General features: G+C 76.1%; 22 protein-coding genes. 11 read left to right on the top strand and 11 right to left on the bottom strand.

All coding sequences use genetic code 11. The features are described from left to right. Positions 1-41: 41 nt before the first annotated feature. Positions 42-1400, bottom strand: coding sequence for an MFS transporter (locus GCU67_RS07495; RefSeq protein ID WP_163610466.1), 1359 nt, complete (start codon positions 1398-1400; stop codon positions 42-44). A gap of 268 nt (positions 1401-1668) precedes the next feature. On the opposite strand from GCU67_RS07495, the gene GCU67_RS07490 reads away from it, so the two are divergent. The 3 genes from GCU67_RS07490 (at position 1669) to GCU67_RS07480 (ending at position 6459) form a co-directional block, all read left to right on the top strand. After that, positions 1669-1992, top strand: coding sequence for a DUF6504 family protein (locus GCU67_RS07490; protein WP_163610465.1), 324 nt, complete (start codon positions 1669-1671; stop codon positions 1990-1992). Further along, a complete protein-coding gene (locus GCU67_RS07485; RefSeq protein ID WP_163610464.1) occupies positions 1992-2486 on the top strand; it encodes an SAV_6107 family HEPN domain-containing protein in 495 nt (164 codons plus the stop codon). The genes GCU67_RS07490 and GCU67_RS07485 overlap by 1 nt, the downstream gene beginning before the upstream one ends. Positions 2487-2559: 73 nt before the next feature. Beyond that, on the top strand, positions 2560-6459 hold the full coding sequence (locus GCU67_RS07480) for a DNA polymerase III subunit alpha (RefSeq protein ID WP_163610463.1): 3900 nt from the start codon (positions 2560-2562) through the stop codon (positions 6457-6459). A 156-nt stretch (positions 6460-6615) separates the two neighbouring features. Here the strand turns inward: GCU67_RS07480 and GCU67_RS07475 are convergent, their stop codons facing one another. Together GCU67_RS07475 and GCU67_RS07470 are read right to left on the bottom strand one after the other, a co-directional pair. After that, entirely contained in the window at positions 6616-7377 is a 762-nt protein-coding gene (locus GCU67_RS07475) for a metallophosphoesterase family protein (protein ID WP_163610462.1), read from the bottom strand. An 82-nt stretch (positions 7378-7459) separates the two neighbouring features. Continuing rightward, the gene (locus GCU67_RS07470; protein WP_163610461.1) at positions 7460-7666 is read right to left on the bottom strand and encodes a hypothetical protein; all 207 of its coding nucleotides are present in this window, start codon (positions 7664-7666) and stop codon (positions 7460-7462) included. A gap of 156 nt (positions 7667-7822) precedes the next feature. On the opposite strand from GCU67_RS07470, the gene GCU67_RS07465 reads away from it, so the two are divergent. Both GCU67_RS07465 and GCU67_RS07460 read left to right on the top strand, forming a co-directional pair. Further along, on the top strand, positions 7823-8557 hold the full coding sequence (locus GCU67_RS07465; protein ID WP_163610460.1) for a methyltransferase domain-containing protein: 735 nt from the start codon (positions 7823-7825) through the stop codon (positions 8555-8557). A 23-nt stretch (positions 8558-8580) separates the two neighbouring features. Further along, positions 8581-9762 (top strand): alkaline phosphatase family protein, encoded by a 1182-nt coding sequence (locus GCU67_RS07460; protein ID WP_338104855.1) that lies wholly within the window; start codon positions 8581-8583, stop codon positions 9760-9762. 1 nt (position 9763) lies between these two features. Here the strand turns inward: GCU67_RS07460 and GCU67_RS07455 are convergent, their stop codons facing one another. Genes GCU67_RS07455 through GCU67_RS07440 form a run of 4 tightly spaced genes read right to left on the bottom strand, consistent with a single transcriptional unit; the run spans position 9764 to position 13050 of the window. Continuing rightward, on the bottom strand, positions 9764-10330 hold the full coding sequence (locus tag GCU67_RS07455; protein ID WP_163610458.1) for a hypothetical protein: 567 nt from the start codon (positions 10328-10330) through the stop codon (positions 9764-9766). 14 nt (positions 10331-10344) lie between these two features. Continuing rightward, positions 10345-11355 carry a sucrase ferredoxin gene (locus GCU67_RS07450; RefSeq protein WP_163610457.1) on the bottom strand — a complete coding sequence of 337 codons (1011 nt, stop codon included), beginning with the start codon at positions 11353-11355 and terminating at the stop codon, positions 10345-10347. After that, positions 11324-12676 carry a JmjC domain-containing protein gene (locus GCU67_RS07445; RefSeq protein ID WP_163610456.1) on the bottom strand — a complete coding sequence of 451 codons (1353 nt, stop codon included), beginning with the start codon at positions 12674-12676 and terminating at the stop codon, positions 11324-11326. Before GCU67_RS07445 ends, GCU67_RS07450 begins: the two co-directional genes overlap by 32 nt. Before the next feature lie 2 nt (positions 12677-12678). Continuing rightward, positions 12679-13050 (bottom strand): BatC protein, encoded by a 372-nt coding sequence (locus GCU67_RS07440; protein WP_163610455.1) that lies wholly within the window; start codon positions 13048-13050, stop codon positions 12679-12681. A 322-nt stretch (positions 13051-13372) separates the two neighbouring features. Here GCU67_RS07440 and dinB point away from each other — a divergent pair, with 322 nt between their 5' ends. Further along, a complete protein-coding gene (gene dinB / locus GCU67_RS07435; RefSeq protein ID WP_163610454.1) occupies positions 13373-14608 on the top strand; it encodes a DNA polymerase IV in 1236 nt (411 codons plus the stop codon). A 154-nt stretch (positions 14609-14762) separates the two neighbouring features. Further along, positions 14763-15212, top strand: a complete 450-nt coding sequence (locus GCU67_RS07430) for a DUF3040 domain-containing protein (RefSeq protein ID WP_338104853.1) — start codon at positions 14763-14765, stop codon at positions 15210-15212. 74 nt (positions 15213-15286) lie between these two features. Here GCU67_RS07430 and GCU67_RS07425 read toward each other — a convergent pair whose 3' ends face one another. The 4 genes from GCU67_RS07425 to GCU67_RS07410 all read right to left on the bottom strand — a co-directional run bounded on the left by GCU67_RS07425 (position 15287) and on the right by GCU67_RS07410 (position 21145). Next, positions 15287-16237: a ribose-phosphate diphosphokinase gene (locus GCU67_RS07425; protein WP_163610453.1), complete on the bottom strand. Its 951-nt coding sequence runs from the start codon at positions 16235-16237 to the stop codon at positions 15287-15289. 110 nt (positions 16238-16347) lie between these two features. Beyond that, on the bottom strand, positions 16348-18693 hold the full coding sequence (locus GCU67_RS07420) for a transglutaminase TgpA family protein (RefSeq protein WP_163610452.1): 2346 nt from the start codon (positions 18691-18693) through the stop codon (positions 16348-16350). Next, on the bottom strand, positions 18690-20078 hold the full coding sequence (locus tag GCU67_RS07415; protein WP_163610451.1) for a DUF58 domain-containing protein: 1389 nt from the start codon (positions 20076-20078) through the stop codon (positions 18690-18692). Before GCU67_RS07415 ends, GCU67_RS07420 begins: the two co-directional genes overlap by 4 nt. Before the next feature lie 26 nt (positions 20079-20104). Next, entirely contained in the window at positions 20105-21145 is a 1041-nt protein-coding gene (locus GCU67_RS07410; protein ID WP_338104852.1) for an AAA family ATPase, read from the bottom strand. A 269-nt stretch (positions 21146-21414) separates the two neighbouring features. Between GCU67_RS07410 and mraZ the strand changes: the two genes are divergently transcribed. The 4 genes from mraZ to GCU67_RS07390 all read left to right on the top strand — a co-directional run bounded on the left by mraZ (position 21415) and on the right by GCU67_RS07390 (position 25930). Continuing rightward, entirely contained in the window at positions 21415-21849 is a 435-nt protein-coding gene (mraZ, locus tag GCU67_RS22735; RefSeq protein WP_163610450.1) for a division/cell wall cluster transcriptional repressor MraZ, read from the top strand. Positions 21850-22176: 327 nt separating this feature from the next. Beyond that, positions 22177-23154 carry a 16S rRNA (cytosine(1402)-N(4))-methyltransferase RsmH gene (rsmH, locus tag GCU67_RS07400; RefSeq protein ID WP_163610449.1) on the top strand — a complete coding sequence of 326 codons (978 nt, stop codon included), beginning with the start codon at positions 22177-22179 and terminating at the stop codon, positions 23152-23154. A gap of 160 nt (positions 23155-23314) precedes the next feature. Continuing rightward, the gene (gene ftsL, locus GCU67_RS07395; protein ID WP_163610448.1) at positions 23315-24058 is read left to right on the top strand and encodes a cell division protein FtsL; all 744 of its coding nucleotides are present in this window, start codon (positions 23315-23317) and stop codon (positions 24056-24058) included. 3 nt (positions 24059-24061) lie between these two features. Then, positions 24062-25930, top strand: a complete 1869-nt coding sequence (locus tag GCU67_RS07390; protein ID WP_338104850.1) for a peptidoglycan D,D-transpeptidase FtsI family protein — start codon at positions 24062-24064, stop codon at positions 25928-25930. Positions 25931-25933: the final 3 nt, after the last annotated feature.

Here is a 25933-nt window from a genome sequence, read left to right as displayed (position 1 = left end):
TCCTGCCACCGGCCGGGGGAGCCCGCCGCACCGCCCGGTGCTCACCTCCGACCGAGGGCGGCCGTGTCCTCGGTCGTCTCCCCGGTCGTGCCGTCCGTCGTCCCGTCCGTCGTGCGGGCCGGGGTGTCGAGCGGGTGGGCGATCTCGTCGGCGGGCAGCCGGGCCACCACGATCGCGGCCACCGCCAGCACCGGGGGCACCAGCCCGGCGAGGGCGAAGGTGGCCGGCACCCCGATCGCCCCGCTCACCGGGCCGGCCAGTGCCATCGACACCGGCAGGAAGGCCAGCGAGACGAAGAAGTCCAGGCTGGACACCCGGCCGAGCATCGCCGGGGGCACCCGGCGCTGCAGCAGCGTGCCCCAGATGACGGTGGCGCCCTGGAAGGCCGCGCCGGCGACCGCGGCGGCGAGCACGAACAGCCACAGCTCGGTGGCCACGCCGAAGACCGCCAGCGGCAGGCACCCGGCGCCCCACAGCATGATCATCAACGTCAGGTAGCGGCGCGGCAGCGGGCGCGAGGCAACGGCGAGGGAGCCCACCGCCCCCGCGATCCCGAACGAGGCCAGCACCAGCGAGTGCTCCGAGGGCCCGCCGCCGGTCTGCTCGCGCAGCGCGAAGGGGGTGAGCACCTCCAGCGGGCCGAGCACCACGAGGACCAGCAGCGAGGCGAAGACCAGCGTCGCGAGCAGCCACGGGGTGGCGACCATGTAGGAGAAGCCGACCCGGACGTCGTGCAGCAGCGCGGCGACCGGGTGCCGGGCCGGCCCGCCGGCGGCCGCGGCCTCGGCGTCCAGGTCGCGGCGCAGCGGCGTGGCCGGCAGCCGCAGCAGCGCCAGGACCGCGCCCAGCGCGGCCACCGCGGTGACGAGCAGGGCCGCGCCGGGTGAGGCGGCCGCGACGATCGCCCCGGCCGCGGCCGGGCCGGCGGCCTGCGTGAGCAGCGGCCGGAGCACGCCCTCCAGCCCGTTGGCCGCCAGCAGCTCGTCGGCGGGCAGCAGGGCGGGCACCAGCGCGGAATAGGCCGGGTAGTAGAGGCCCTGGGCCAGCCCGATGAGCAGCGACGCCGCGGCCAGGTGCCACAGCTGCAGCAGCCCGGCCAGCGAGAGCCCGGCGACCACGCCCGTCGCGCCCAGCTCGGCGACGGCGACGACCAGCAGCAGGCGCCGCTGCGGCACCCGGTCGGCCAGGGCGCCACCGAGCAGCGTGGTCAGCAGCATGCCCACGGCCGTGCCGGCGCTGACCAGGGACAGCGCCGCCGGACCGCCACCGAGCTCGATCACCTGCCAGACCACGGCCAGCAGGTAGAGGCCCGAGGAGGTCAGCGTGAGCACCAGTGAGACGGCCAGCCAGCGGTAGCCCGGACGCCGGAGGGGCGTCAGCGCACGGGGCAGGGCAGGCACCGGTCCAGTCGACACCGGCGGTGGGGCGCGGTGCAAACGAGTTGTCCCCGACCGTCGGTGCAGTGGCTGCAAGGACACGCTCGTGGACGCGCCCGTCCCAGCTTGACGTCCCCGCTCCGTCTCCGGTCTACTCGACGTGTTCGAACACGTGTTCGAACACCGGTGGGTCCGCTCACCGGCCCGGGCCGTCATGCCTTCCCCGCATGCGCTTCCCCGCCGGGCCGGGGGTGCGGGTCGGCCGGTGGGGCGAGGAGTTGGGGAGTCTGTCATGAGCCGAGTGCTCGTCGGGGCCGGTGGCCGCGTCGGTGAAGAGGTGCAGGTCGAGCAGGGGCCGACGGGGCCGGCCCAGTTCTGGCGCGGCCAGACCCGCTACGTGGTGGGCGAGCTGCTCGACTCCTGGCTCGAGACCGCCCCGTGGTGGCAGCCCGACCCCGCCGGTCGTGGCGCCTCGGCCGACCTGGTCGCGACCCGGCAGGTCTGGCGGGTGGAGGCCTCGCGGGCCGGGCGGTCCCGGATGAGCTTCGCAGGGGTCTTCGACCTGTCCTGGGAGCCGACGGCCGGGCAGTGGCTGCTCGTGCGGGCGCACGACTGATGGGCGCCGTCCGGGCCCTGCCGGCCCCCGAGCAGGAGGAGCTCCCGTTGCCCCCGGCCCTGCCGTCCGCCGCCGCCCAGCTGCTCGGCCAGGCCCACCGCGGGCTGGCCGAGGCGACCGGCAGTCCCGACGCCGGCTGGCGGTACGCCACCGCGCACCTGGCCGCCCTGCGCGCCGCCGCGGCGGTGCTGGCCGCCCGCACCCAGCCCGAGGCCGGCCGGCACCGGCCGCGCAGCGCCTGGGTGCTGATCACCCGCGTCGCCCCCGAGCTGGGTGAGTGGGCGGCGTTCTTCGCCGCCGGCGCGGCCAAGCGGGCCGCGGCCGAGGCCGGGCTCTCGCACGCGGTCACCGAGCGGGAGGCCGACGACCTCGTCCGCGACGTGCGCACCTTCCTCGGCGTCGTGGAGACCACGATCAGCCGGCCGGCCTCCCCGCCGGCCCCCGTCCGGCTGCGGTCGATGGACGGCGGCCGTCGCCGTCCTGCCGCCTCGTGAGCGAGCGTGCGAGCTCACGCATGAGCACAGCAGTGGCGCGAACGCGCCGGGTGAACGCCAGCGAGCCCGGCTCGTGAGTGACCCCTTCGTCCACCTGCACGTCGCCTCGGGCTACTCGATGCGGCACGGCGCCAACCACCCGGCCGACCTGGTCACCCGGGCGGCCGACCACGGCATGGGGGCGCTGGCGCTGACCGACCGTGACGGTCTCTACGGCGCGGTCAAGTTCGCCCTCGCCGCCCGGTCGGCGGGCATCCGGCCGCTGTTCGGCGTCGACCTGGCCGTCGACCCGGTCGCCGGCGGTGAGCCCGGCCGCGTCCGCGCCGCCGACCTGCACCGGGCGCGCCACCCCTCCGGTCGCCGGGCACCGGCGCGGGGCGGGGCCGGGGTCGACCCGCGGCTGCCGCGGGTCACCTTCCTCGCCAAGGACGGCGCCGGCTGGCGGTCGCTGTGCCGGCTCACCAGCGCCACCCACCTCGGAGGCACCCGCGGTGAGCCGGTCAGCTCGCTGACCCTGGCCGGGGAGCACGCGACCGGCCTGCTGGCGGTGCTCGGCCCGGGCTCCTCGGTCGGCCGGGCGCTGGCCGACGGCCACGGTGACCTCGCCCGTGCCCGGCTGGCCGCCTGGCGGTCGGTGTTCGGCCCCGGCCAGCTGGTGGTCGAGATCGTGCACCACCGCGGGCAGGGCGACCGGTCCCGCGCGCAGGCGCTGCTGGCACTGGCCACCGAGGCCGGTGTCCCGGCGGTGCTGACCAACGCGGTCCGTTACGTCGATGCCTTCGACGCCCCCACCGCCGACGTCCTGGACGCCGCCCGCCGGCTGGTGCCGCTGGGGGAGCGGCACGTCGACCGGCGCACCGCCGAGGGGCACCTGAAGTCGGGCAAGGAGATGGCCGAGGTCGCCGAGGACATCGCCGGCCCCGACCGGGACGTCGCGCTCCGGCTGCTGGAGACCACCGCCCGCATCGCCGAGCAGTGCGCCGTCGACGTCCGCGAGGACCTGGGCATCGGGACCGTGCGCTACCCCGAGCTCGACGTGGTCACCACCGACGCCGAGCGGGGCATGGGCCCGGCGCAGGTGCTGCGGGCCCGCTGCGAGGCCGGGTTCGGCCGGCGGGGGATGACCCCGTCGGGTCCGGTGCGCGAGCGGTTGGAGTCCGAGCTGGCGGTGATCGAGCAGCTGGGCTACCCCTCCTACTTCCTCACCGTCGCCGACGTGGTCGCCCTGATCAAGGAGCTGCGGGTGCGGGCGGCCGCCCGCGGCTCGGGCGCCGGCAGCCTGGTCACCTACCTGCTGGGCATCTCCGACGTCGACCCGATCCGCTACGGCCTGCTGATGGAGCGCTTCCTCTCCCCGCTGCGCCACCAGCTGCCCGACATCGACATCGACGTGGAGTCCGCCCGGCGGATGGAGGTCTACGACGCGGTGATCGACCGCTTCGGGGCCCACCGGGTCAGCTGCATCTCGATGATGGACACCTACCGCGTGCGGCACGCCATCCGCGACGTCGGCGCCGCGCTCGGCCTGCCGCCGGCCGAGATCGACGCGGTGGCCAAGGCGTTCCCGCACATCCGGGCCAACCAGGTGCACGCCGCGCTGCGCGACCTGCCGGAGCTGCGGGCCAGCCGGATGGGCTCCCGGCGTGGGGGCGGCAGCGGTGACCTCGACCTGATGTTCGACCTGGTCGCCCGGCTCGACGGGCTGCCCCGGCACATCGCGCTGCACCCGTGCGGCGTGCTGCTGTCCGACGCCACGCTGCTCGACCGCACCCCGGTCGAGAGCAGCTACCTCGGCTACCCGATGAGCCAGTTCGACAAGGACGACGTCGAGGAGCTGGGGCTGCTCAAGCTCGACCTGCTCGGCATCCGGATGCAGTCGGCCATCGCCCACGCCATGGACGAGGTGGCCCGGGTCGATGGCGAGGAGCTCGACATCGACGCGGTGCCCCGCGACGACCCGACGACGTTCGAGCTGATCCGCAGCACCCGCACGCTGGGCATGTTCCAGATCGAGTCACCGGGGCAGCGGGAGCTGGTCGGCAAGTTCGGTCCGCAGACCTTCGAGGACCTCATCGTCGACATCTCCCTGTTCCGGCCCGGCCCGGTGAAGAGCGACATGGTCACCCCGTTCCTGATGGCCCGGAACGGCTGGCGTGACCCGGTCTATCTGCACCCGGCGCTGCAGCCGGCGCTGGAGGAGACCGCCGGGGTGGTGGTCTTCCACGAGCAGGTGCTGCAGATCGTGTCGGTGATGACCGGCTGCGACCTGGCCAGCGCCGACGAGGTGCGCCGCGCGCTGGGGGAGAAGGACGCCCACGCCGAGGTCAAGGCCTGGTTCGCCCCGCGGGCACTGGAGGAGGGCTTCGACGTCGCGGTGGTCGAGAAGGTGTGGGAGGTGCTGGTCGCCTTCGGCTCGTTCGGCTTCTGCAAGGCCCACGCCGCGGCGTTCGCGCTGCCCACCTACCAGTCGGCCTGGCTCAAGACCCACCACACCGCGGCGTTCCTGTCCGGGGTGCTCACCCACGACCCGGGCATGTACCCCAAGCGGCTGATCCTCGACGACGCCCGGAACTTCGGGGTGGCCGTGCTGGGGCTCGACGTGAACGCCTCGGCCGGCAGCTACCGGATCGAGCGGGTCGACGCCGGCCCGGACGACAGCGGTCCGGACGACGGTGGCTCGTACGACGGTGGCTCGCACGACGAGGGCTCGCACGACGAGGGCTCGCACGACGGTGACCCGGGCGACAAGGGCTCGCACGACGGCGGCCTGGACGACGGCGGGCCCGACGAGGACGGCGGGGTGGAGCTCGTGCCCCGGCCACCGTGGATGCCCGCGGCGATGCCCGAGCCCGGGCGGTACGGCATCCGGCTGTCGCTGGCCGACGTGAAGGGGATCAACGACGAGGAGGTCGCCCGGATCGTCGACGGGCAGCCCTACCGGTCGCTCACCGACTTCTGGAACCGGGCGAAGGTGTCCCGGCCGGTGGTGGAGCGGCTGGTGCTGGCCGGGGGGTTCGACTCGATCTACGGGTTCGGGGTCCGCGACAGCGAGGGCGGCCGGCCGGCCCGGCGGCGCGAGCAGCTGACCCGCCGCGACCTGCTGCTGCAGATCGGCGAACTCAACCGGTGGAGCCGCAGCGGGGCGCGGGCCAGCAGCACCGGGCAGCTCGGGCTCGACCTCTTCGGGGCCGGATCCGACGGTGGGGCCGGAGCCGACGGTGGGCCCGAGCCTGGGCTGTTCGACGTCGATGAGGGCGGCGGGGACACCGGCCAGCCGGAGTTCGTCAGCTCCGGGCTGCCGGAGTTCACCGACGCCGAGCGGGTGCGCGCCGAGCTCGAGGTGCTCGGGCTGGACGCCAGCAGGCACGTCATCGAGTTCTACCGGCCGTTCCTGGCTGCGCTCGGTGCGGTGCCGGCCGGGGAGCTGCTGCAGTGCCGCAGCGGTGCGGAGGTGCTGGTGGCCGGGGTGAAGGTGGCCACCCAGACCCCGCCGGTCCGGTCCGGCAAGCGGGTGGTGTTCGTGACCCTCGACGACGGCACCGGGTGCGCGGACTCGACCTTCTTCGAGGACGTCCAGGGCACCTACGCCTCCACCGTCTTCCACTCCTGGCTGCTGGTGGTCCGCGGGGTCATGCGCCGCACCGGGCCGCGCGGGGTGTCGATGCGGGCCACCGGCGCCTGGGAGCTGCCGGCGCTGCACGAGGCGTGGGAGACCGGCGGGCTGGCCGCGGTCGCCGACCTGATGGCCACCCCCGGGCAGTGCACCGACCAGGCGATCAGCGGCGCGGCTGCCTCCTACGGTCCGCGTCCGGTGGTGGTGCGCCCGGTGCTGGTGCACCCGACCGGCTTCCGGATGTCGCCCTACGCCGACGTCAAGCCCGCCGGTGACGATGCAGCGACCGCTGTCCGCCGCGCGGCGGCCGAACCCCCGCGCAAGCTCTGGCACTCCAGCCCCGGCAGCTCCGGCCACTGACCTCGGGGTCGAGGGCTCTGAACCCGCACGGCCCAGGACCCGCCGAGTCCTGGGCCGTGCGGGTTCATCGCTGGCAGCGGTGACGGCTGCCCGACACGGTCCCGATGTCGACGGCCGCCGGACCGGGGGCCAGCGGGTGCGCTGACCGGTGCCGGCTCAGCCGGCCGCGCGGCCGTCGCGGGGGCCGAAGACGGTGAGCGCCTCGGCGTCGCTGGCGGCCGAGCGGAGGAAGTAGTCGGCCCACTCCTGCCGGTCCGGGTAGCCGGACTCGGCGACCACCCGGGCCACCGCGGCGTCCACGTCGAGCGGCGTCCGGTGCAGGGTGACGGCCCCGTCGGCCAGCAGCGCCCAGTGCCCGCCCGCGCGCCCGTAGGGCATCCCGACGCTGCCGGGGTTGACCACCAGCCGCCGGTCCACCAGCCGCAGGAACGGCATGTGGGTGTGGCCACAGACCACCGTCGCGACCTCCGCCGGCAGGTCGGCGAACACCTCGGCCCACCGCTCCAGCCGGGTGTCGACCAGCACGACCTCCTCGTCGTCCCGGGGTGTGCCGTGGCAGAAGACGGTCGGCCCGAAGCCCTCGACGTCCAGCGTCACCGGGTGCGGCAGGCCGGCCAGCAGCTCGACCTGGTCGGGGCGCAGCTGTGCCGCCGCCCACCTGCTCACCGGGTCGGGCACCTCGACGTCCGCCCCGCCGGCCAGCGCCACCAGTTCGCGGTCGGCGTTGCCGCGCACCAGCAGCACCCGGTCGCCCAGCGCCGTCAGCCGGTCCAGCACCTCCACCGGCTGGGGCCCGGCCGCGTGGTCACCGGTCACCACCACCAGGTCCGCCCCGGCGACGTCCGGCTCGGCGAGCACCGCCTCCAGCACGGGCAGCACCCCGTGGACGTCGGACAGGACCGCTACGCGCCGCACCATCTGGTCACCCTGGCCGGTCCCGCCGGCCCCGTCCAGGGCCTCGTCCCGAGCGTGCGAGGGACGAGGGGGACGGGGTCCTCCCTCAGACCGGGGCGAAGGCGACGAGCAGCTGCCAGCGTTCGCCGTCCTGGCGCTGCACCTGGAAGTCGCGGCGGGACCCGAACCGGGGTTCGGGACGCGGGAGCTCGTGGGCGCGCAGCACCCCGAAGGTCCGCGCCTCGTCGTCGCACGAGGCGGTGAAGAGGTCGGTCGGGCGTCCGTCCCCGTCCAGCAGGCGGTAACTCGGCATGGCGGCAACCTAGGCAGCAGCAGCCCACCCCGGAAGGGACACGCGCGCGGCCCGCACCTCCGGCACCCCATCCGCCACTCGCACCACTCGCGACGGACGGTGTCGTTCCGCGACGGCGCTCTGCTGCGCGCCCGCGGCGGCACTAGGCTCCCCGGGGTGTCGAACCCTTCCGCCGTCACCGCGCAGGCTCCGGCCCGGACGGCGGCGATCTGGGCCGCCCTCGACCCGCTGGTCACCTCCGGCCCCTCGCTGCGCGTGCTCGACCTGGGCGGCGGCAGCGGCATGTTCGCCGTCCCGCTGGCCCAGCTCGGCCACCAGCTGACCGTCGTCGACCCCAGCGCCGACGCCCTCGCCACGCTGCACCGCCGGGCCGCGGCCGCCGGCGCGGGCGAGCAGGTGCGCGGCATCCAGGGCGACGGCGACCGGATGCTCACCGCGCTGCCCGAGGGCGACCTCTTCGACCTGGTGCTGTGCCACTTCGTGCTCGAGGTGGTCGACGACCCGGCCAGCACGCTCACCCAGATCGCCGGGGTGCTCCGCTCGGGCGGCCAGCTGTCCATCGCCTCGGCCAACCGGGCCGGCGCGGTCCTGGCCCGGGCCGTCGGCGGCCACCCGGTGGAGGCCCGCGCGCTGCTCGCCGACCGCGACCCGGCGCCCGCCCGGTCCGGCCCGGCGCGGCGGCGGTTCAGCCCCGAGGAGCTGCTCTCGCTGCTGGCCGCCACCGGGCTGGAGCCGGGGGAGTGGCGCGGGGTGTCGGTGGTGGCCGACCTGCTCGGTGCCTCCAGCGGCGCCGACCAGGCCGCACTGCGCACCCTCGAGCTGGCGCTGGCCGAGGCCTCGCCCTACCGGGACGTCGCCATCGGCCTGCACGTGCTGGCCACCCGGCCGTGACCTCCCGGCCCCGTACCGAGCCTGTGGCGGACGGGGCCCGCCTCCCCGCCGGCCTTGCGCTGCCGGCCCACGGTGCCGCCGGCCTCGCCGACGTCCTGCCCGGTGTGGCCGTCGCCCTGGGCGTGCCGGTCCGCCGCGGCGACCTCCCGGCCGACCCGCTCGACCTGGTCGCCGCGCTCGCCGGGGCCCGCCGGGTCGCCGTCCTGCTGGTCGACGGTCTCGGCGCGCAGCTGGTGGCCGGCCATCCCGCGCAGGCCCCCGTGCTCACCGCGCTCGACAGCCCGGCCGGTGTGCTCTCCGCGCCGTTCCCCAGCACCACGCCGGTCAGTCTGACCACGCTGGGCACCGGGCTGCCGCCGGGCAGCCACGGCGTGCTCGGCTTCGTCACCGAGGTGCCCGGTACCGGCCGCACGCTCAACCACGTGCAGTGGCGCGACGACCCCGACCCGGAGCTGTGGCAGGCGCGGCCCACCGTGTTCGAGCAGGCCGCCGCCGCGGGCGTGACCTGCAGCGTGGTCGCCCCGCACGCCTTCGCGACCTCCGGCCTCACCCGCGCCGCCTACCGGGGTGCGGAGTACGTGCCCGCCGTCAGCGCCGGTGACCTGGTCGCCGGGATGCTCGACCGGCTGTGGGAGGGCCGCCGCAGCCTGGTCTACGGCTACACCGCCGACCTGGACCTGACCGGGCACGTCCGCGGCGTCGACTCGGCGGCCTGGCGGGCGCAGCTGCGTCAGGTCGACCGGCTCGTCGAGCAGCTGGTCGCCGGCCTGCCCGCTGACGGCGTCCTGCTGGTCACCGCCGACCACGGGATGGTCGACGTCCCCGCCGCCACCCGGCTGGACACCAGCACGATCGACGGGCTCGCCGACGGCGTCCGGTTGCTCACCGGCGAGCCGCGGGCCCGCTACGTGCACGCCGAGCCGGGCGCCGCCGACGACGTCCTGGCCACCTGGCGCGCGGTGCTCGGCGACCGCGCGTGGGTCCTCAGCCGGGCCGAGGCGTTCGACGCCGGGCTCTTCGGGGCCGTGGACGCGGGCCTGGCCGACCGGGTCGGCGACGTCCTCGCCCTGGCCCGCGGCAGCTGGGCGCTGCTGGACTCCGGGACCGAGCCGCACGCCGCGGGCCTGCGCGCCTTCCACGGCTCGCTCACCCCGGCCGAGCTGGACATCCCGCTGCTGGCCGCCCGCGGCCGCGCGCTGCGCTGACTCAGGCCTGCGCGGCGACCTGCAGGGCCTTGGCCAGCCGCTGCCCCGGGTACTCGGCCAGCGTGGGCCAGCTCGACCGGTGGGAGGAGTCCCAGTAGCTGACCACTCGCGAGCGGGTCACCTGCAGCACCCGGGGGTTGGGCGCCAGGTAGCTCCCGTACGCCCGCTGCTGGGCCGAGCCGGCGACCGTCAGCTCGGTCAGCGACTGCTCGACGACCTGGACGATCTCGACGACGTACTCGCCGACCAGCGCCACCACGTACGGCACGACCCAGGGCGAGAGGTCCCGGACGACGGCCCGCAGGTGACGCTCCCGGGTGTGGCCGTCGTGGTGTCGGGTGCCCAGGCAGTGCAGCATCCGCTGCTCGACAGGGGTGTCCCGGGACGGGTCGGGGCGGATGCCGCGGCTGTAGAGGCGATACGGGATCCGGAGCGGCTCGCCGGCCACGGTCACGACCCCGGCCTCGGGGGAGGCTGAGGTGAACAGGGGCAGCCGCCGCGACACCGCTGCCGCCTCGGCTCGCAAGGTGGACGGGAACGCCTCGAGCACCCATCCGTGGTCCTGCACCGGGCCAGCATGACTCAGGCGCGCGCGGCCACCTGCAGCGACAGTGGGTGCCAGGTCCGCCAGTGTCCCGGGCGGGCCGCGGCGCAGGTCAGTCGCTGGGCCTCGCCGGACAGCCGGCTCTCCACGGTGACCACCACATCGCCGTCCGGGCCGGCCAGCGTGACCTCGAAGCACTCCACCCCGGCGGTGGCCGACTCCAGGGTGCGCACCCGCTGGACCGGGAGGTCGGCCACGCCGAGCAGCCCGAGCTCGCTGCGGGCGTGGTGCTGCGCGGCCTGCGCCGCGGGCGTCAGCCCGGCCTTGCCGCGCAGCCACGGCAGCGCGACCTCACCGGCCGCGTGCGCGGCGACCAGCTCGGCGCCGTCCTGCGGCACCTGGCCGTAGACGAACCCCCACGGCAGGACGACGACGTTCGCGGCGAACCGGTCACCGCCCAGGTGGCTGGTCTCCCACACGTCGACCGGTGCCCCGCTCAGCGGCAGTGCCCGGGCCAGCGGCCGTCCGCGCACCGCGCAGCACGCGTCGTGCGCGCCGTGCGTGCAGACCAGGTAGGTGGGCAGCGTGCTGGCCTCGCCGACCGAGCCGTCCCAGGGCAGCTGCAGCAGCTCGGCGTCGGAGGTGCGGGTCGACCAGTGCACGGTCTCCACGCCCGGGGTCGTGTCGGCCACCGCCCAGCGCATGCCGGAGTCCGACAGCCGCTCGCCGGGACGCCGGACCATCTGGATCCGCATGCCCAGCTCGCGGGCGCGGGTCGCCAGCCGGGAGGCCACGTGCCGGTCGAAGCGGGACTCCAGCAGCGCGTCCCGCCCCCACGGCCCGGGCTGCTCGACCAGCAGCCAGCGCCGGGCCGGCGGCGCGGTGGCCACAGGGGAGTCGCCGCGCAGCAGTGCCTGCACCGAGCAGCGGTCCGGTGCGAGCCGCCCCGCCGGGGTGGAGCGCGGCGGCGCGACCTCCCCGGTGTCCTGGCAGAACTGGGGGTCGGCGCCCGTGGTCTCAGGCTCCGGTGCGGTCGTCACTGTCCCCATGATGCGCCGTTCCGCCGGGCCGGGCGTCGGGCACGATCGCGATCGACTGGGTGACCAGCCGGCGGGCCAGGGTGAGCTGGCCGGCGGCGTCCAGGCCGGGCAGGTCGCCCACCTCCAGCTCACCGGCGGCCAGCAGTGCGGCCAGCGCGGGGTGCGTGTCGGCGGGCAGGTCGTGGGTCCGGCGACCGGCGACCAGTGCGACCCGGTCGCCCACCGGCTCGCGCAGCTGGGCGCGCAGCAGCGGACGCACCCGCAGCACGGTGCCGGCGTCCAGCGCGGCGAGCGCGGTGGACTGCGCCAGCGGTGACACCGGCGCCGGGCGCACCTGCGCCCAGGCGCGGGACCGCAGCGAGTCGGCCACCGCGGCCGGGTCGACCTCGGCGAGCGCACGCTGCAGGCCGGTGATCACCGCGGCGACGTCCTCGGTGGTGGTCGAGGGGTCGGCCAGGTCGATGCCCAGCGGCAGCGAGCTGCGCAGCGTCTGGTCCTCGGCGGCGAGCACGCGCACCAGGTCCAGCGCCGACTCCACCGCGCCCCAGCGGGTCACCGGGTGGACGCCGATGGTCAGGTGGGCGCTGATCTCGCCCAGCGCGACCGCCGAGTGGATGTAGCCGCGCGGGAGGTAGAGGGCGTCCCCGGGGCGCAGCACCGTGTCGATCACCGGCGGGCGCGCCGCGGCGGCGGCGACCTCGGCCGGGCGGTCGGTCCAGGGGTGGGTGCGCAGCGGGTCGGTGAGCACCGGGGAGTGGATGGTCCAGTGCTTCTCCCCGGCGACCTGCAGCACGAACACGTCGTGCACGTCGTAGTGCGGGGAGAACCCGCGCGAGGACGGCGGGGTGACGTAGGCGTTGACCTGCGTGGGGTGCCCGAGGTCGGCGGCGAGCTGGTTGGCGAAGGCGATCAGCGGCGGCCACAGCCGGTGCAGGCCCTGCAGGACGACGGTGCTGCCCTCGGCGAAGAGCCGGAGCACCGCGTCGGAGGAGACCTGGTCGCCGATCTCGGCGCCGGCGCCCTGCGGGCTGGTGAAGCGCGAGGGGTCGACGACGGCGCCGTCCTTGGCGATCCGCAGGAACGGGGTGCGCAGCCCGCGGGTGCTCAGCAGCTCGTCGACCGCGGCCAGGTCGAGCAGGTCGGTGAAGGTGCCGCCCAGCTCCGCCGCGGTGGACAGCAGCGGCCGGCGGGACCAGTGCTCGTCGGCGAAGAACTGTGGGTCGACGCGGATGCAGCGCTGCAGCGCCGGACGGGCGGTGTCATCGGCCCGGGACCGGGCGTCGCCCTCGGAGGAGGACGACGCCCGGTCCTGCAGATCAGGGTCGGGCACGGTCAGGCCGAGCCGTCCGCGCCGCCGTCGTGCTGGCCGGGGGTGCCGCCGCCGGCACCGGAGTCGGCCGGGCCCTCGGCGCCACCGTCGGCACCGCCGTCAGCCCCACCGTCGGCACCGCCGTCCGCGCCGCCGTCCGCGCCGCCATCGGCGCCACCGTCCTGCTGGCCGGGGGTGCCGCCGCCGGCACCGGAGTCGGCCGGGCCCTCGGCGCCACCGTCGTGCTGGCCGGGGGTGCCGCCGCCGGCACCGGAGTCGGCCGGGCCCTCGGCGCCACCGTCGGCACCGCCGTCGTGCTGACCCGGGGTGCCCTCGCCGGCACCGGAGTCGGCCGGGCCCTCGGTGCTGGTCATGTCGTCGTCGTCGAGTGCCATGGGGCTGCTCCGCTCGTCGCTGGTGGCGGTCGCCGGGAGGCGGCCGTCCGGCACTTCCTACCGCAGTGATCCACTCGGCACACATCCGGTGGTGGTGCGATCGGTCGTGCGCTACACATCCGGCCGGGGGTCCGCCGGCGCCCGCCGCGCCGGACGGCGTCCGGCCCTCCGAGGAGCCGTCTCGGGACGGCCTGCCGGCGGTGCGGTCCTGCCGGACACGACCCGCTAACCTCTCGAACAGGTGTTCGACGGCCGTGGGGACGGCCGCTGACGGGGGAGCCGCGCCGGGGGAAGCCGGTGCGGCTCGGGAGAGGGGACGCGCGTGCCCGATCGGGCTGCCGGTTGCACGGTGCTGCACGTCGACATGGACGCCTTCTTCGCCAGCGTCGAGGTGCGCCGTCACCCCGAGCTGGCCGGGACGCCGGTCATCGTCGGCGGGGCGGGCAACCGGGGGGTGGTCACCTCGGCCACCTACGAGGCCCGCGCGTACGGGGTGCACAGCGCCATGCCCACCTCCCGGGCCCTGCGGCTGTGCCCGACGGCCACCGTGCTCCCCGGCGACCTCGCGCTCTACACCGAGGTCTCCCGGTCGGTGATGGCGCTGTTCCGCACCATCACCCCGCTGGTGGAGCCGCTGAGCCTGGACGAGGCGTTCCTGGACGTCTCCGGCTCCGGGCGGCGGCTGGGCGACCCGGTGGCCATCGGGGAGCACATCCGGGCCCGGGTCTTCGACGAGCAGGGCATCACCTGCTCGGTGGGGGTGGCCGGGAGCAAGTTCGTGGCCAAGCTGGCCTCCACCCGCTCCAAGCCCGACGGGCTGATGGTGGTGCGCCCGGCCGAGGTCATGGACTTCCTCCACCCGCTGCCGGTCGGCGCGCTGTGGGGGGTCGGGGCCAAGACCGAGGAGGTGCTGCTCCGGCTGGGACTGCGCACCGTCGGCGACCTGGCGCACGTGCCGGCCCGCACCCTGCAGCGCGCGGTGGGCCAGGCCGCGGGGGCGCACCTGCACGAGCTGGCCTGGGGGCGCGACCCGCGCCGGGTGGTGCCCGACGAGCCCGACCGCTCCACCGGGGCGGAGGAGACCTTCGGCACCGACGTCGACGACCCGCAGGTCATCCACCGCGAGCTGCTGCACCTGGCCGAGCGCACGGCCGGGCGGCTGCGCTCCACCGGCTCCCTGACCCGCACGGTGAGCATCAAGGTCCGTTTCGCCGACTTCACCACCATCACCCGCTCGCGCACCCTCAAGGTCCCCACCGACGTCGGCCAGGAGCTCTACGACACCGCCCGCGCGCTGTTCGACGCCCTGGGTCTGGACCGGGCGCGGATCCGGCTGGTGGGGGTGCGCGCCGAGGGTCTGGTCGACGCCGACGCCACCGCCCGCCAGCTCGAGCTCGGTGCCCGCGAGCACGGCCGCCGGGACGCCGAGCTGGCCGCCGACGCCGCCGCCCGGCGTTTCGGTGCCGGCGCGGTCCGGCCGGCCACGCTGCTGGGTCGCGGGCGCACCCCGGGCACCGGTCCGGCCGGCCGCGGACCCCGTCCCGCAGCAGGCCGCTGACCTGCTGCGATCCCCGCCGCGGAGGAGTTCCCGTCCCGGGCGAGTCGCGCCTGTGCTCATGAGAACAGCCCCGGACGGTGTGTCGCGGACAACTCACCTTTCGCAGCCCGCGATCGCCTCGTATCCTCGGTGTTCCGCGGGCGGACTGCCGCCAGTGGCTGATTGCACTGCGCACCTGGAGGTCGACGTGCCGCTCTCCGAGCACGAGCAGCGTCTGCTGGAGCAGATCGAGCGCGCCCTCGTCGACGACGATCCCAAGTTCGCCTCGACGGTCCGAACCGGCGACCGGCGACAGAAGGCCCGCCGCAAGCTGCAGCTGGGCGTCCTGATGGTCGTCGTCGGCCTGGCGATCGTCGTGGCCGGCGTCGCGATCCCCTCGGCCTCGGTGGCCCAGGTGGTCGTCGGCGTCCTGGGCTTCCTGATCGCCTTCGGCGGCGCCACGCTGGCACTGCTCAACTACAAGGGCGCCACCGGCGCCGTCGAGACCGGTCCGGTCAGCGGTGGCCGCCCCGGCCCCGGTGGTTCGAGCCGGGTCGGCAAGGCCCGCCGCCAGCCGATGAAGAACCGGCTCGAGGAGCGCTTCCGCCGCCGCTACGACCAGTAGCAGCCATCGGGCTCCCCACCGAACGAGCACCTCGCGACAGCCGCCGTCCGCACCCGGACGGCGGCTGTCGGCGCTCAGGCGGTGGGGAGGGTGTCGAACAGGGCGCTGACGGACTCCCCGTCGTGGATCCGCTGCACCGCCTGGGCCAGCGCCGGGGCCACCGAGAGCACCGTCAGCTTCCCCGAGGGGTCGACCGGGGCCGGCACCGTGTTGGTGCAGACGATCTCCAGCACGTCGGGCTGGGCGCCGATCCGCTCCAGCGCGCCGGCGGCGAACAGCCCGTGCGTGCAGGCCACCCGGATCGAGCGGGCACCGGCGTCGCGCAGCCGGTCGATGAGCTCGAGCACCGTGCTGCCCTTGGCGATCTCGTCGTCGAGCACGATCACGTCCCGGTCGGCGACGTCACCGATGATCGCGTTGATCTGCACCCGGTCGTCGGCGTAGCGCTGCTTGGCCCCGGCGGCCACCGGCACCCCGAGCCGCCGGGCGAACGCGGCGGCCTCCTTGGCGTTGCCCAGGTCGGGGGAGACCACCGTGGTGCGGGACAGGTCCAGGGCACGGAAGTGGTCGGCCAGCTCGCGCAGCGCGTGCAGGTGGTCGACCGGGACGCTGAAGAACCCGTGCACCTGCGGTGAGTGCAGCGTCATCGCCAGCACCCGGCTCGCGCCCGCAGCGACCATCAGGTCGGCGACCAGCCGCCCGCCGATGGAGATCCGCGGGGCGTCCTTCTTGTCCGACCGCGCGTACGCGTAGTGCGGCATCACGACGGTGATCCGGGCGGCCGAGGCGCCCCGGGCCGCGTCGATCATCAGCAGCAGCTCGACCAGGTTCTCCTGCACCGGGGTCACCAGCGACTGCACCAGGTAGACGTCACGCTCCCGGCAGTTGGCCTGCAGCTGCACCTCGAGGCAGTCGTTGGCGAACCGGGTGACGCGCACGGGCTGCAGCGGGACGCCCAGCTGGGCGCACAGCTCTGCGGCGAGCTCGGGATGGGAGCTGCCGGCGAAGACGGCTATCTCACGCACAGGGGCACTCCGGGTGCTGATCGGGGACGCCGGCAGCGCCACGGTCACCGGCGGGGCAACCGTAGTCAGGCCCGGTCGCCACCTGCGGGGCGGGCGCGCGCCCCGCAGGCTCAGGCGGGACGGGGCCTGCCGGGCGTGTGCTCGGCCAGCCACCGGAGCGCCGCGCCCAGCGTCGACGCCGGCCACACCGCTGCCTGCAGCCGCTGCGACCGGGACACCGACCGCAGCATCGCCCGCCGCACGGTCTGCAGTGCCCCGGCCAGCGCCGGGTCCCGCTCCGCGCCGGCACCGGGCGGCCCGTAGACCGCGCGCTCCTGGGCCAGGGCCAGCGAGCGGACGGCGGCCACCGCGGCGGGCTCGGCGCCGGAGAGCCGCTCGGCCAGCTGCCGGGAGAGCTGACGGGAGGTCGTCGTCCCGGGCAGGTCGATCCGCAGGTCGGTGGCGGTGTCCAGCAGCTCGTCCCACAGCGCCCCCGGCCGCCCGTCGGCCAGCCGGGCCGAGCGCCGCCGCCGGCGTGCCGCGAACGGCAGAGCGGCCAGGCCGAGCAGCAGCAGGGCGCCCACGCCCCCGGTCAGCCACGGCCGCAGGTCCGGGCCCGACCGGGTCAGCGGTGCCGCGGAGGGGACCGCCTCGTCGTCCCGGTCCAGCTCGGCGGTCGGGGCGGCGGGCACGGGGGCCTCGACCTGAGGGGTGACCGGGTCGACGGTGGTGTCCTCGGTGGCGTCGGTGCGCGGCGCCCAGGGCAGGTCGACGGCCCGGTTGGCCGCGATCGGGGTGGGGTCGAAGGGGATCCAGCCCAGGCCGCTGAACCAGGCCTCGACCCAGGCGTGCGCGTCGTCGGTGGTGACCAGTCGCGTGCCGTCCTCCTGCTCCTGGCCCGGGGTGTAGCCGAGCACGACCCGCGCCGGCACCCCGGCGGCCCGCACCAGCACCGCCATCGCGCCGGCGTACTGCTCGCAGTAGCCGCGCTTGAGCCGCAGGAAGTCGACCAGGTCGTCGCCGGTGGTGCCCGGGGTGGTGGACAGGCTGTAGATGAAGTCGTTGGCGTCGTCGGTGAAGTACCGCTGGACGGCCAGGGCTCGCTGGTAGGGCGCCTGGTCGGGGTCGGTCAGCTCACGGGCCAGGTCGGTGACGCTGGGGTCCAGGTCGGGCAGCTGGGTGTAGCGCTCCATCGCGTCGGCGTCGGCGGGGGAGTCCGGGGCGGCGTCCAGCTGCTCGACCGAGGGCTCGGGCTGCTGCGCGCTGATCCGGTAGGTGAGCCCGGCGGTGGTCGTGTCGCGGCCGAAGACCGTGCGGGCGTCGGCGTCGAAGCGCCAGTCCTCAGCGTCGCCGTCGTCCAGCTGCACCGCCAGCGGCGAGTACAGCACCGGCATGAAGACGTCGTCGTGCTCCAGGACGGTGACGGTGGCGGTCACCGGCCGGGCGGTCTGCCCGCCGGTCAGCGGCGCCAGGGTGGCGTCGTCGGCGATCGACTCCGTGCCGTTGAGGTTGGTCAGCCCCCAGCCGCGGTCGGCGGTGTACTGGTCCAGCGCGACCGACCGCAGGTAACCGGGGTCGGGGACCGAGGCGTCCAGCCGGAACAGGTCGATGGGGTCGGGGCGGGTGAGCTGCCCGGCCATCTCCGCGACCGGGTCCAGCGCCGTCCCCAGGCCGTTGCCGGTGCCCGAGCCGCCCAGCCCCGCGGCCAGCGACCCCTCCGACAGCGTGGGCACGACCACCGGGAGCAGCAGGCCGGCCACCAGCGCGACGACGCCGGTGCGCAGCGCGGGCAGGGTGCCGGTGCCCAGCGCCGAGCCGCTGCCGGCCCGGGCGCCCTCGACCAGCCGACCGCGCTGGTCGGCCCACAGGAGGACGGCGAACCCGGCGGCGGGGGCAGCGAAGGAGATCGGCGCGACGTCGCCGGTGACGGTGCTGACCGGCACGCAGTAGAGGACCAACAGGCCCAGGCCGCCGAGCGCGGGCTGGCGGGCGGCCACGGCGAGCAGGTCGACGGCCAGGGCGATCAACGCCACGAAGACGGTGGTCAGCGCGACCAGCCCGGTCAGCGGCAGCGCGGGGGTGCCCTGCTCCTGGACCTCGTCGGCGCCGTCGCCCAGCAGCCCGGCCAGGTCGCCGAGGCTGGACGGGGTGGGCACCAGGCCGGCGAAGGCATCGGTGGGGGCGAAGACGGTGGTCAGGACCACCAGCACGAGCACCAGCTGGCCGATCGGCACGAGCACCCGCGCCGGTGCGTTCAGCCCTGGCGCCCGCTCGGTCAACCGCGCGGCGCCGGTGCGCAGTGCCACCCCACCGAACCCCACGGCGAGCACCGCGAGGGCGACGGGCGGGACCCAGGCCAGCGTGGCGAACACCGGCTGCAGCGCCAGCGAGCCCAGCAGGACGGCGCCGGTCGCGGCGACGGCGGTGCCGGCCCGGCTCCGCCCCGGTCGGGCCAGCTCGTCGGTGTCGGAGGTCATGCTGGTGCTCCTGTCGACAGGGTGGACGTCGGGGCGGGGTGCACCGAGCCGGTGGCGGCCCCGACGGCGGTCGGCTGGCCGCCCAGCCGGGCCCACACCTGGTCGACCGTCTGATCCGGGCGCACGGGCAGGACCTGCCACCCGGCCGACCGCAGCAGCGCCACCGCCTGCGCCTGCCGCTCGACCAACTGGGTGCGGGCGCCGGCCGCCAGCGGACGGCGGCTGCGGGTGGACCCGGCGTCCAGCCAGGCGCCGGCGTCGAGGACCACCGCGACGTCGCTGCCCGGGCCGGAGCGGGCGCGGGCCAGTGCGGTGACGTCCTCGGGGCCGACCAGCCCGAGCAGGCAGATCGCCGGCCCGTCGACGGCGGCGCGGCGCAGCGTCTCCACGCCGACCTGCAGGCCGGGGTACCGGGAGGGCTCCAGCTCGGCGAACCGGTCCAGCAGCTCGTCGGGGCCCAGGGTGCCCCGGCCCAGCGCAGTGGTCAGCTCACCGGCGTCGGTGACCACCCGCAGGGCGGCGCCGCGCTGCAGCAGGTGCACCCCGATGCTGGCCGCGGCCTCCACCGCCCACTCCAGGGAGTCCGGCGACGGTGCGGTGCCCCGGGTCCGGCTCCCGGCCAGGTGCGCGCTGGCCCGGGTGTCCAGGAAGAGGGTGGCCGCGGACTGCCAGGGGGTCTCCTCCAGACGGACCATGAGCTCGCCGGTGCGCGCGGTCGCCCGCCAGTGCACCAGTCGCAGGTCGTCGCCGTAGCGGTACTCGCGGGTGCTGACGTCGTCCTCGCCGTGGACGGCGATCGAGCGGCGCGCGCCCTCCCCGCCGGTGCCGCCGGCCCCGCTGAGCCCGCCGGTGCCCTGCAGCGGCCGGACCCGCGGCACCACCAGCAGGGCGGCGGTGTCGGTGCCGGCGGCCGTGCGCAGCACCAGGCCGAAGGGGTCGACCAGCCGCAGCCGCAGCGGACCGAGGGCGAACCGGCCGCGCCGGGCACCGTGCAGCCGGTAGCGCAGCGGGGCGGTGGCGCCGGGGGAGAGCCGCTCGACGACGAACTGCGGACGGCGGCCCAGCTCGGCCGGCAGCTGCTCGGTCAGCAGCCACAACCCGCCCGCCCGGCGGTCGGTGTTGGCCACCTCGACCAGGACCTCGGCGCTCTCGCCGCGCGGGAGCCGGGCCGGGGTGACCGTGCGCCGGGTGGCGACCCGGAAGCGCTGCCGGGCGACGCCGACGGCGGAGACGACCGGCAGCGCGAGGACGAACAGCGCCAGCTGCACCAGCGCGCGCTCACCGAGCACCGCGCCCAGCGCCAGCAGGGTCACCCCCGCGGCGACCAGGCAGCGCCCGCGCAGGGTGAGTGAGGAGGCGGCGTCGGCCAGCCGGGTACGGGCCATGGGTCGCAGACGTCCGGTGCGGTCGCTCAGTGCCCGCGCTGGACGGGGACGGAGGTCAGCAGGTCGGCCACCACGCGCTGGGTGTCGCGGCGGGCGAGGGCGGCGTCGGGGGTGAGCAGCAGCCGGTGCGCCAGCACCGGCACCGCCATGGCCTGGACGTCGTCGGGCAGCACGTGGTCGCGCCCGGCCAGCGCGGCGGCGGCGCGGGCGGCCCGCAGCAGCTGCAGCCCGGCCCGGGGCGAGGCGCCCAGGCGCAGCTCGGGGGAGCGGCGGGTGGCCTCGACCAGCGAGACGACGTAGCGGCGCAGCGGCTCGGCCACGTGCAGCCGGCCCACGGCGGCGACCAGGGCGCGCACCTGGGCGGCGTCCACCACCGGGGTCAGGGCGGTGAGCGGGTCGACGGTGGCGCGCTCGTCGAGCATCGCCAGCTCGGCGTCCCGGTCGGGGTAGCCCATCGACACCCGGGCCGTGAAGCGGTCGCGCTGGGCCTCGGGGAGGGGGTAGGTGCCCTCCATCTCCAGCGGGTTCTGGGTGGCCACGACCATGAAGGGGCGGGCCAGCTCGTAGCTGACGCCGTCGACGGTCACCTGCCGCTCCTCCATGCACTCCAGCAGGGCGGACTGCGTCTTGGGCGAAGCGCGGTTGATCTCGTCGGCCACCACCACGTTGGCGAAGATCGCCCCGGGCTTGAACTCGAAGGCCCGGGAGTCGCGGTCGTACACGGCCACCCCGGTCACGTCGCTGGGCAGCAGGTCCGGGGTGAACTGGATCCGGCGCACCGTGCCGTCGATCGTGCGGGCCAGCGCCTTGGCCAGCGTCGTCTTCCCGACGCCGGGCACGTCCTCGATCAACAGGTGCCCCTCGGCGAGCAGCACGACCAGCGCCAGCCGGACGACGTCGGGCTTGCCCTCCACGACCCGGCCGATCGCCTCGGCGAGCCGGGCCCCCTCGGCCGCGACGTCGAGATCGGGACCCGGTGCGGCGTCGGGGTCGGCACCGTGCCGTGGCGCGGAGCGCAGCTCCGTCGTGCCCCGGTCCGGACGCAGCCCTGCCGTGCTCTCGCTCACCCGGCCCACGGTACGTGCAGATGGCAACCGCGGGGGGGTGGTCGCGCGGTCGCCGTCGCCGTCCCCGCGGCGGGGTGCTGCCGGGGCTGCCGCGCTGGTCGGGAGCCTGCTGTGGGGTGCCTGTGGGGCCGTGTGGAGGACAGGGGGCGACACGTGCCGGAGTGGTGTTCGGTGGGGGCCAGTGGGTTACTGTGTCGCGGAATGGGGAGGCCGGGCCCACGGATGGTGTCCGGCGACACCACAGGAGGACAGATGCAGGGGGTGATCCGGTGTTCGTCGGCAGCTACCCCCTGCGCCTCGACGAGAAGGGCCGGCTCGCCCTCCCTGTCCGGTACCGCGACCTCGTGGCCGACGGCATGGTGATCAAGAAGGGTCAGGAGCGCTGCATCTACGGGCTGACCATGGCCCGGGTCGCCGAGCAGAGCGCCGCCCTCAAGGCCATGGCGCCCTCGGACACCAACGGCGCCCGCATGCACGCCCGCATGAGCTTCGGCTCGATGGTCGAGGTGGAGGCCGACAAGACCGGCCGCATCACCATCCCGGCCAGCCTGCGCGAGTACGCCGGCCTCGACCGCGACGTGGTCGTGGTCGGTGTCGACACCCGCTTCGAGATCTGGGACTCCGGCACCTGGGAGGCCTACGTGGCCGAGCAGGAGGCCGTGTTCGCCGCGATGGAGAGCGAGGGGATGCCGACCCTCTCCTGAGCTCCACCGCCTCTGCCCACCCCTGACGCACCTGTCGCCTTCGAGCCTGCTTCCCCGCGGCTCGACGGCACCCCGCGGCAGCGAGCCGACTTCCCCCCGGCTCGACGCCGCCGCACGACCGCCCCACCGGCACGACCGCCCCACCTGCCCGGCCGCCCCAGCAGGGCACCACCTGGTACCGCTTCCCCGGCGCCAGGCGACCCTGCGGGGCGGCGGGCCAGGGTCGGCGCCCCACGGGGGCGCCACCTCCCACCACCGCCCCCACTGCACCCCACCCCGGGTCCGCAGCACCCTGCGCCACCGAGCCGCCCCGGAGAGGACCCGTCGATGAGCAGCCCCGAGCCCACCGGGCCCGCGCTGCACGTCCCCGTCCTGCTCGACCGGGTCACCGAGCTGCTGGCCCCCGCGCTGCGTGCCCCCGGTGCGGTGTTCGTCGACTGCACGTTGGGCCTGGCCGGCCACTCCCTGGCGCTGCTGGCCGCCCACCCCCGGCTGCGGCTGATCGGCCTGGACCGTGACCCCGACGCCCGCGCCGAGGCCGCCGCCCGGATCGCCGCCGCCGGCCACACCGACCGGGCCACCCTCGTGCCCGCCGTCTTCGACGAGCTGCCCTACGTCCTGGATCGCCTGGGCGTCCCCGAGGTGCAGGGCGTGCTGTTCGACCTGGGCGTCTCCTCGCTGCAGCTGGACCGGCCCACCCGCGGGTTCAGCTACTCCACCGACGCCCCGCTGGACATGCGGATGGACCCCAGCGGCCCGCGCACCGCCGCCGACGTGGTCAACACCTACACCCACGGCGAGCTCGCCCGGGTGCTGCGGGTCTACGGCGAGGAGCGCTTCGCCGGCCGGATCGCCTCGGCCATCGAGCGCGAGCGCACCCGGGAGCCGTTCACCGGCACGGCGCGGCTGGCCGAGCTGGTCCGCGACGCCATCCCCGCCGCCACCCGCCGCACCGGCGGCCACCCCGCCAAGCGGACCTTCCAGGCCCTGCGCATCGAGGTCAACGACGAGCTCGGCGTGCTCACCCGGGCACTGCCGGCGGCCATCGAGGCCCTCGCCGTCGGTGGCCGGATCGCCGTCATCAGCTTCCACTCCCTCGAGGACCGCATCGTGAAGCAGACCCTGGCCGCCGAGGCGACCGACCGCACCCCGCCCGGGATGCCGGTCCCGATGCCCGAGCACGCCCCGGTGCTGAAGCTGGTCACCCGCGGGGGAGAGGCCCCCGGCGAGGCCGAGCTGACCGTCAACCCCCGGGCCGCCTCGGCTCGGGTGCGCGCCGCCGAGCGCGTCCGGCGGGCCTCGTGAGCGCGCGGGTCGGCTCCCCTGCGGGCACCGCCGCCCGGCGGACGACGCGGACGAGCCCCGGCGAGGCGTCGTCGTGAGCCAGCCGGCCCGCACGACGCGGGGGACCACCCCGCACCCGCCGCTGCCCCGGACGCCGCTGGCGCGGACCACGACGCCCCCCGTGACCGCCACCGCCGGCTCCAGCAGCCCCCGGCCGCCGGCCGCCCGCAGGCCGGTCGGGGGCACCCCCGCGCGCAGCGCCCCGGTCGCCCGGGCCGGCGCGCCGCGGACCACCACCGGCCCGGTGCACGTGCCGCGCAGCGCGCCCAGCCGCCGGACCGGCCCGGTGACCACCGGGCCACAGCTGCGGCTGGTGCCCGCAGGCACCAGGACCCCGGGACGCGACACCGCCGGCCGCCGTCGTCGCGCGCCCTTCGTCGCGCTGCTCGTGGCCCTGCTGGTCGCCACCACGCTGGGGCTGCTCGCGCTGAACACCGCCATCGCGGTCGACTCGCTCAAGGCCAACCAGCAGCGCACCGCCAACGCGCAGCAGGCCGAGGAGGTCTCTCGGCTGGAGCAGCAGGTCGTCGCTGCCGACACTGCGACCGAGCTGGCCCGCGCCGCCGCAGCGGCCGGGCTGGTCCAGCCGGGCTCCCCGGCACACCTGGTGCTGCAGCCCGACGGCACCTCGGTGCTGCTGGGCACGGCCGTCCCGGCGCCCGACCCGAACGCCCCCGACCCCAACGCGCCGGCACCGGCCGCGCCGGCCCCGCCCGCGACCACCCCGCCCGCAGCGACGCAGCCGGCGGACATCCCGCCCGCAGCCGGCGGGCCGGCACCCACCGACACGACACCGACCGACACGACACCGCCCCAGGCCGACCCCGCCACCACCGACCCCGCCGCACCGACCCCCGGGAACTGATCCGTGCCCCCTGCAGGCCAGCTGCCGCCGATCCGCCCCGCCGCCGCGCGCCGCGACGGCGACCGGGCGTCCGGCCCGGCCCGCCGCTCGGGGTCCTCGGCACCCGGCCGGGAGCCCGGTGCGCGCCGGCGCCGCCCGACGCTGGGGCTGCACCAGCGGGACAAGCGCAACCGGTGGGGCCTGGCACTGCTGATCACACTGCTGGTGGTGGTCGTCGGCAAGCTCGTCCTGCTGCAGGGCGTCGACGGTGCCGCCTACGCCAAGGCCGCCGAGGCCGACCGGATGTCGGTCTCGCCGATCGAGGCCGTCCGCGGCCAGATCACCGACCGCACCGGCCGGGTGCTGGCCTACTCGGTCGCCGCCGAGCGGGTCGTCGCCGACCCGGAGGCGGTCACCGACCCGACCCGCACCGCGCTGGCGCTGACCACGCTGCTCGACGTCCCGGCCGGGGAGCTGACCGAGAAGCTCTCCCGGGACAGTCGCTACGTGGTGCTCAAGCCCAAGGTGCCCACCGACGTCACCGACCGCATCCGCGAGCTGCCGCGGGAGGACCGGACCGGCATCGTCTTCGAGCCCGACCCGGTCCGGCTCTACCCCGCCGGCGCCGTGGGCGGGCAGGTCGTCGGCTTCGTGGGCACCGACGGCGCCGGGCTGGCCGGCGTCGAGCGGACCTTCGAGGACCAGCTGACCGGCACCGACGGCGAGGAGCGCACCGAGGTCGACGGCAGCGGCAACCCGATCCCCTCGGGCATCGACGACACGACCCCGGCCGTCGACGGCAGCACGGTCGCGCTGACCATCGACGAGGACCTGCAGTACGTCGTGCAGCAGCGGCTGGACGCCGCCTGCGCCGACGGGGCGACCACCTCCGGCTCGGCCGTCGTCCAGGACGTGCACACCGGCGAGGTCGTCGCGATGGCCGCGTGCCCCGGCTACGACCCCGGTCGCTACAACGAGACCGACCCCGAGCTGCTGGGCAACCCGGTGGTCTCCGACGTGTACGAGCCCGGCTCGGTGATGAAGGCGGTCACCCTGGCCGCCGCCATCGACCAGGGCAAGGCCACCAAGGACACCGTGCTCACCGTCCCGGACTCGATCGAGGCCGGCGACGTCACCGTCCGGGACGCCGGCCGGCACCCGCCGCGCGGCTACACGCTCACCGGCATCCTGGCCAAGTCCAGCAACGTCGGCGCGATCATGCTCGCCCGCGAGGTGGGCGACGGGAAGCTCGAGGAGTACCTGCGGGCCTTCGGCATCGGCGCGCAGACCGGCGTCGAGCTGCCGGGGGAGAGCGCCGGCATCCTGGAGGGCTCCGCGGAGTGGACCCAGAGCCGGGCGGCCAACGTGCCGATCGGGCAGGGCGTGTCGGTGACCACGCTGCAGATGGCGTCGGTCTACCAGACCCTGGCCAACGGGGGCGTGCGCATCCCGCCGCGGGTGGTCTCCTCGGTCACCGCCCCCGACGGCACCGTCACCACCGCCCCGCGCCCGGAGGGCGTCCGGGTGGTCAGCGAGGACACCGCCGACCAGCTGACGTACATGCTGGAGGCCGTCGTCGGCAAGGGCGGCACCGCGCCGCTGGGCGCGGTCGACGGCTTCCGGGTGGTGGGCAAGACCGGCACCGCGCAGCGCGCCAACCCCGACTGCAGCTGCTACACCGGCGGCGGCTACTTCACCACCTTCGTCGGCTACGCCCCGGCCGACGACCCGCAGTACGTCGTCGCCGTCGACCTCGAGCGGCCCACCAGCGACGCCGAGGGCGGCCAGGTCGCCGCGCCGGTGTTCAAGGACGTCATGCGGTTCGCGCTGACCGCCGGTGGCGTCGTCCCCTCGGGCTCCCCGCGGCCCGACTTCACCCTCCTGGCCGACTGATCC

The organism is Modestobacter muralis, assembly GCF_010682105.1.
Taxonomy (GTDB): domain Bacteria; phylum Actinomycetota; class Actinomycetes; order Mycobacteriales; family Geodermatophilaceae; genus Modestobacter; species Modestobacter muralis.
The sequence above is the reverse complement of the archived record's forward strand: the minus strand, read 5'-3'. Positions and strand labels throughout refer to the sequence as shown.

What these genes read in the sequence shown, in the direction of transcription:
- GCU67_RS07490 (WP_163610465.1), top strand. Translation starts at nt 1,669, where the DNA reads ATGAGCCGAGTGCTCGTCGGGGCCGGTGGCCGCGTCGGTGAAGAGGTG.
- GCU67_RS07485 (WP_163610464.1), top strand. Translation starts at nt 1,992, where the DNA reads ATGGGCGCCGTCCGGGCCCTGCCGGCCCCCGAGCAGGAGGAGCTCCCG.
- GCU67_RS07475 (WP_163610462.1), bottom strand. Translation starts at nt 7,377, where the DNA reads ATGGTGCGGCGCGTAGCGGTCCTGTCCGACGTCCACGGGGTGCTGCCC.
- GCU67_RS07470 (WP_163610461.1), bottom strand. Translation starts at nt 7,666, where the DNA reads ATGCCGAGTTACCGCCTGCTGGACGGGGACGGACGCCCGACCGACCTC.
- GCU67_RS07450 (WP_163610457.1), bottom strand. Translation starts at nt 11,355, where the DNA reads ATGGGGACAGTGACGACCGCACCGGAGCCTGAGACCACGGGCGCCGAC.
- GCU67_RS07440 (WP_163610455.1), bottom strand. Translation starts at nt 13,050, where the DNA reads ATGGCACTCGACGACGACGACATGACCAGCACCGAGGGCCCGGCCGAC.
- GCU67_RS07420 (WP_163610452.1), bottom strand. Translation starts at nt 18,693, where the DNA reads ATGACCTCCGACACCGACGAGCTGGCCCGACCGGGGCGGAGCCGGGCC.
- GCU67_RS07415 (WP_163610451.1), bottom strand. Translation starts at nt 20,078, where the DNA reads ATGGCCCGTACCCGGCTGGCCGACGCCGCCTCCTCACTCACCCTGCGC.
- rsmH (WP_163610449.1), top strand. Translation starts at nt 22,177, where the DNA reads ATGAGCAGCCCCGAGCCCACCGGGCCCGCGCTGCACGTCCCCGTCCTG.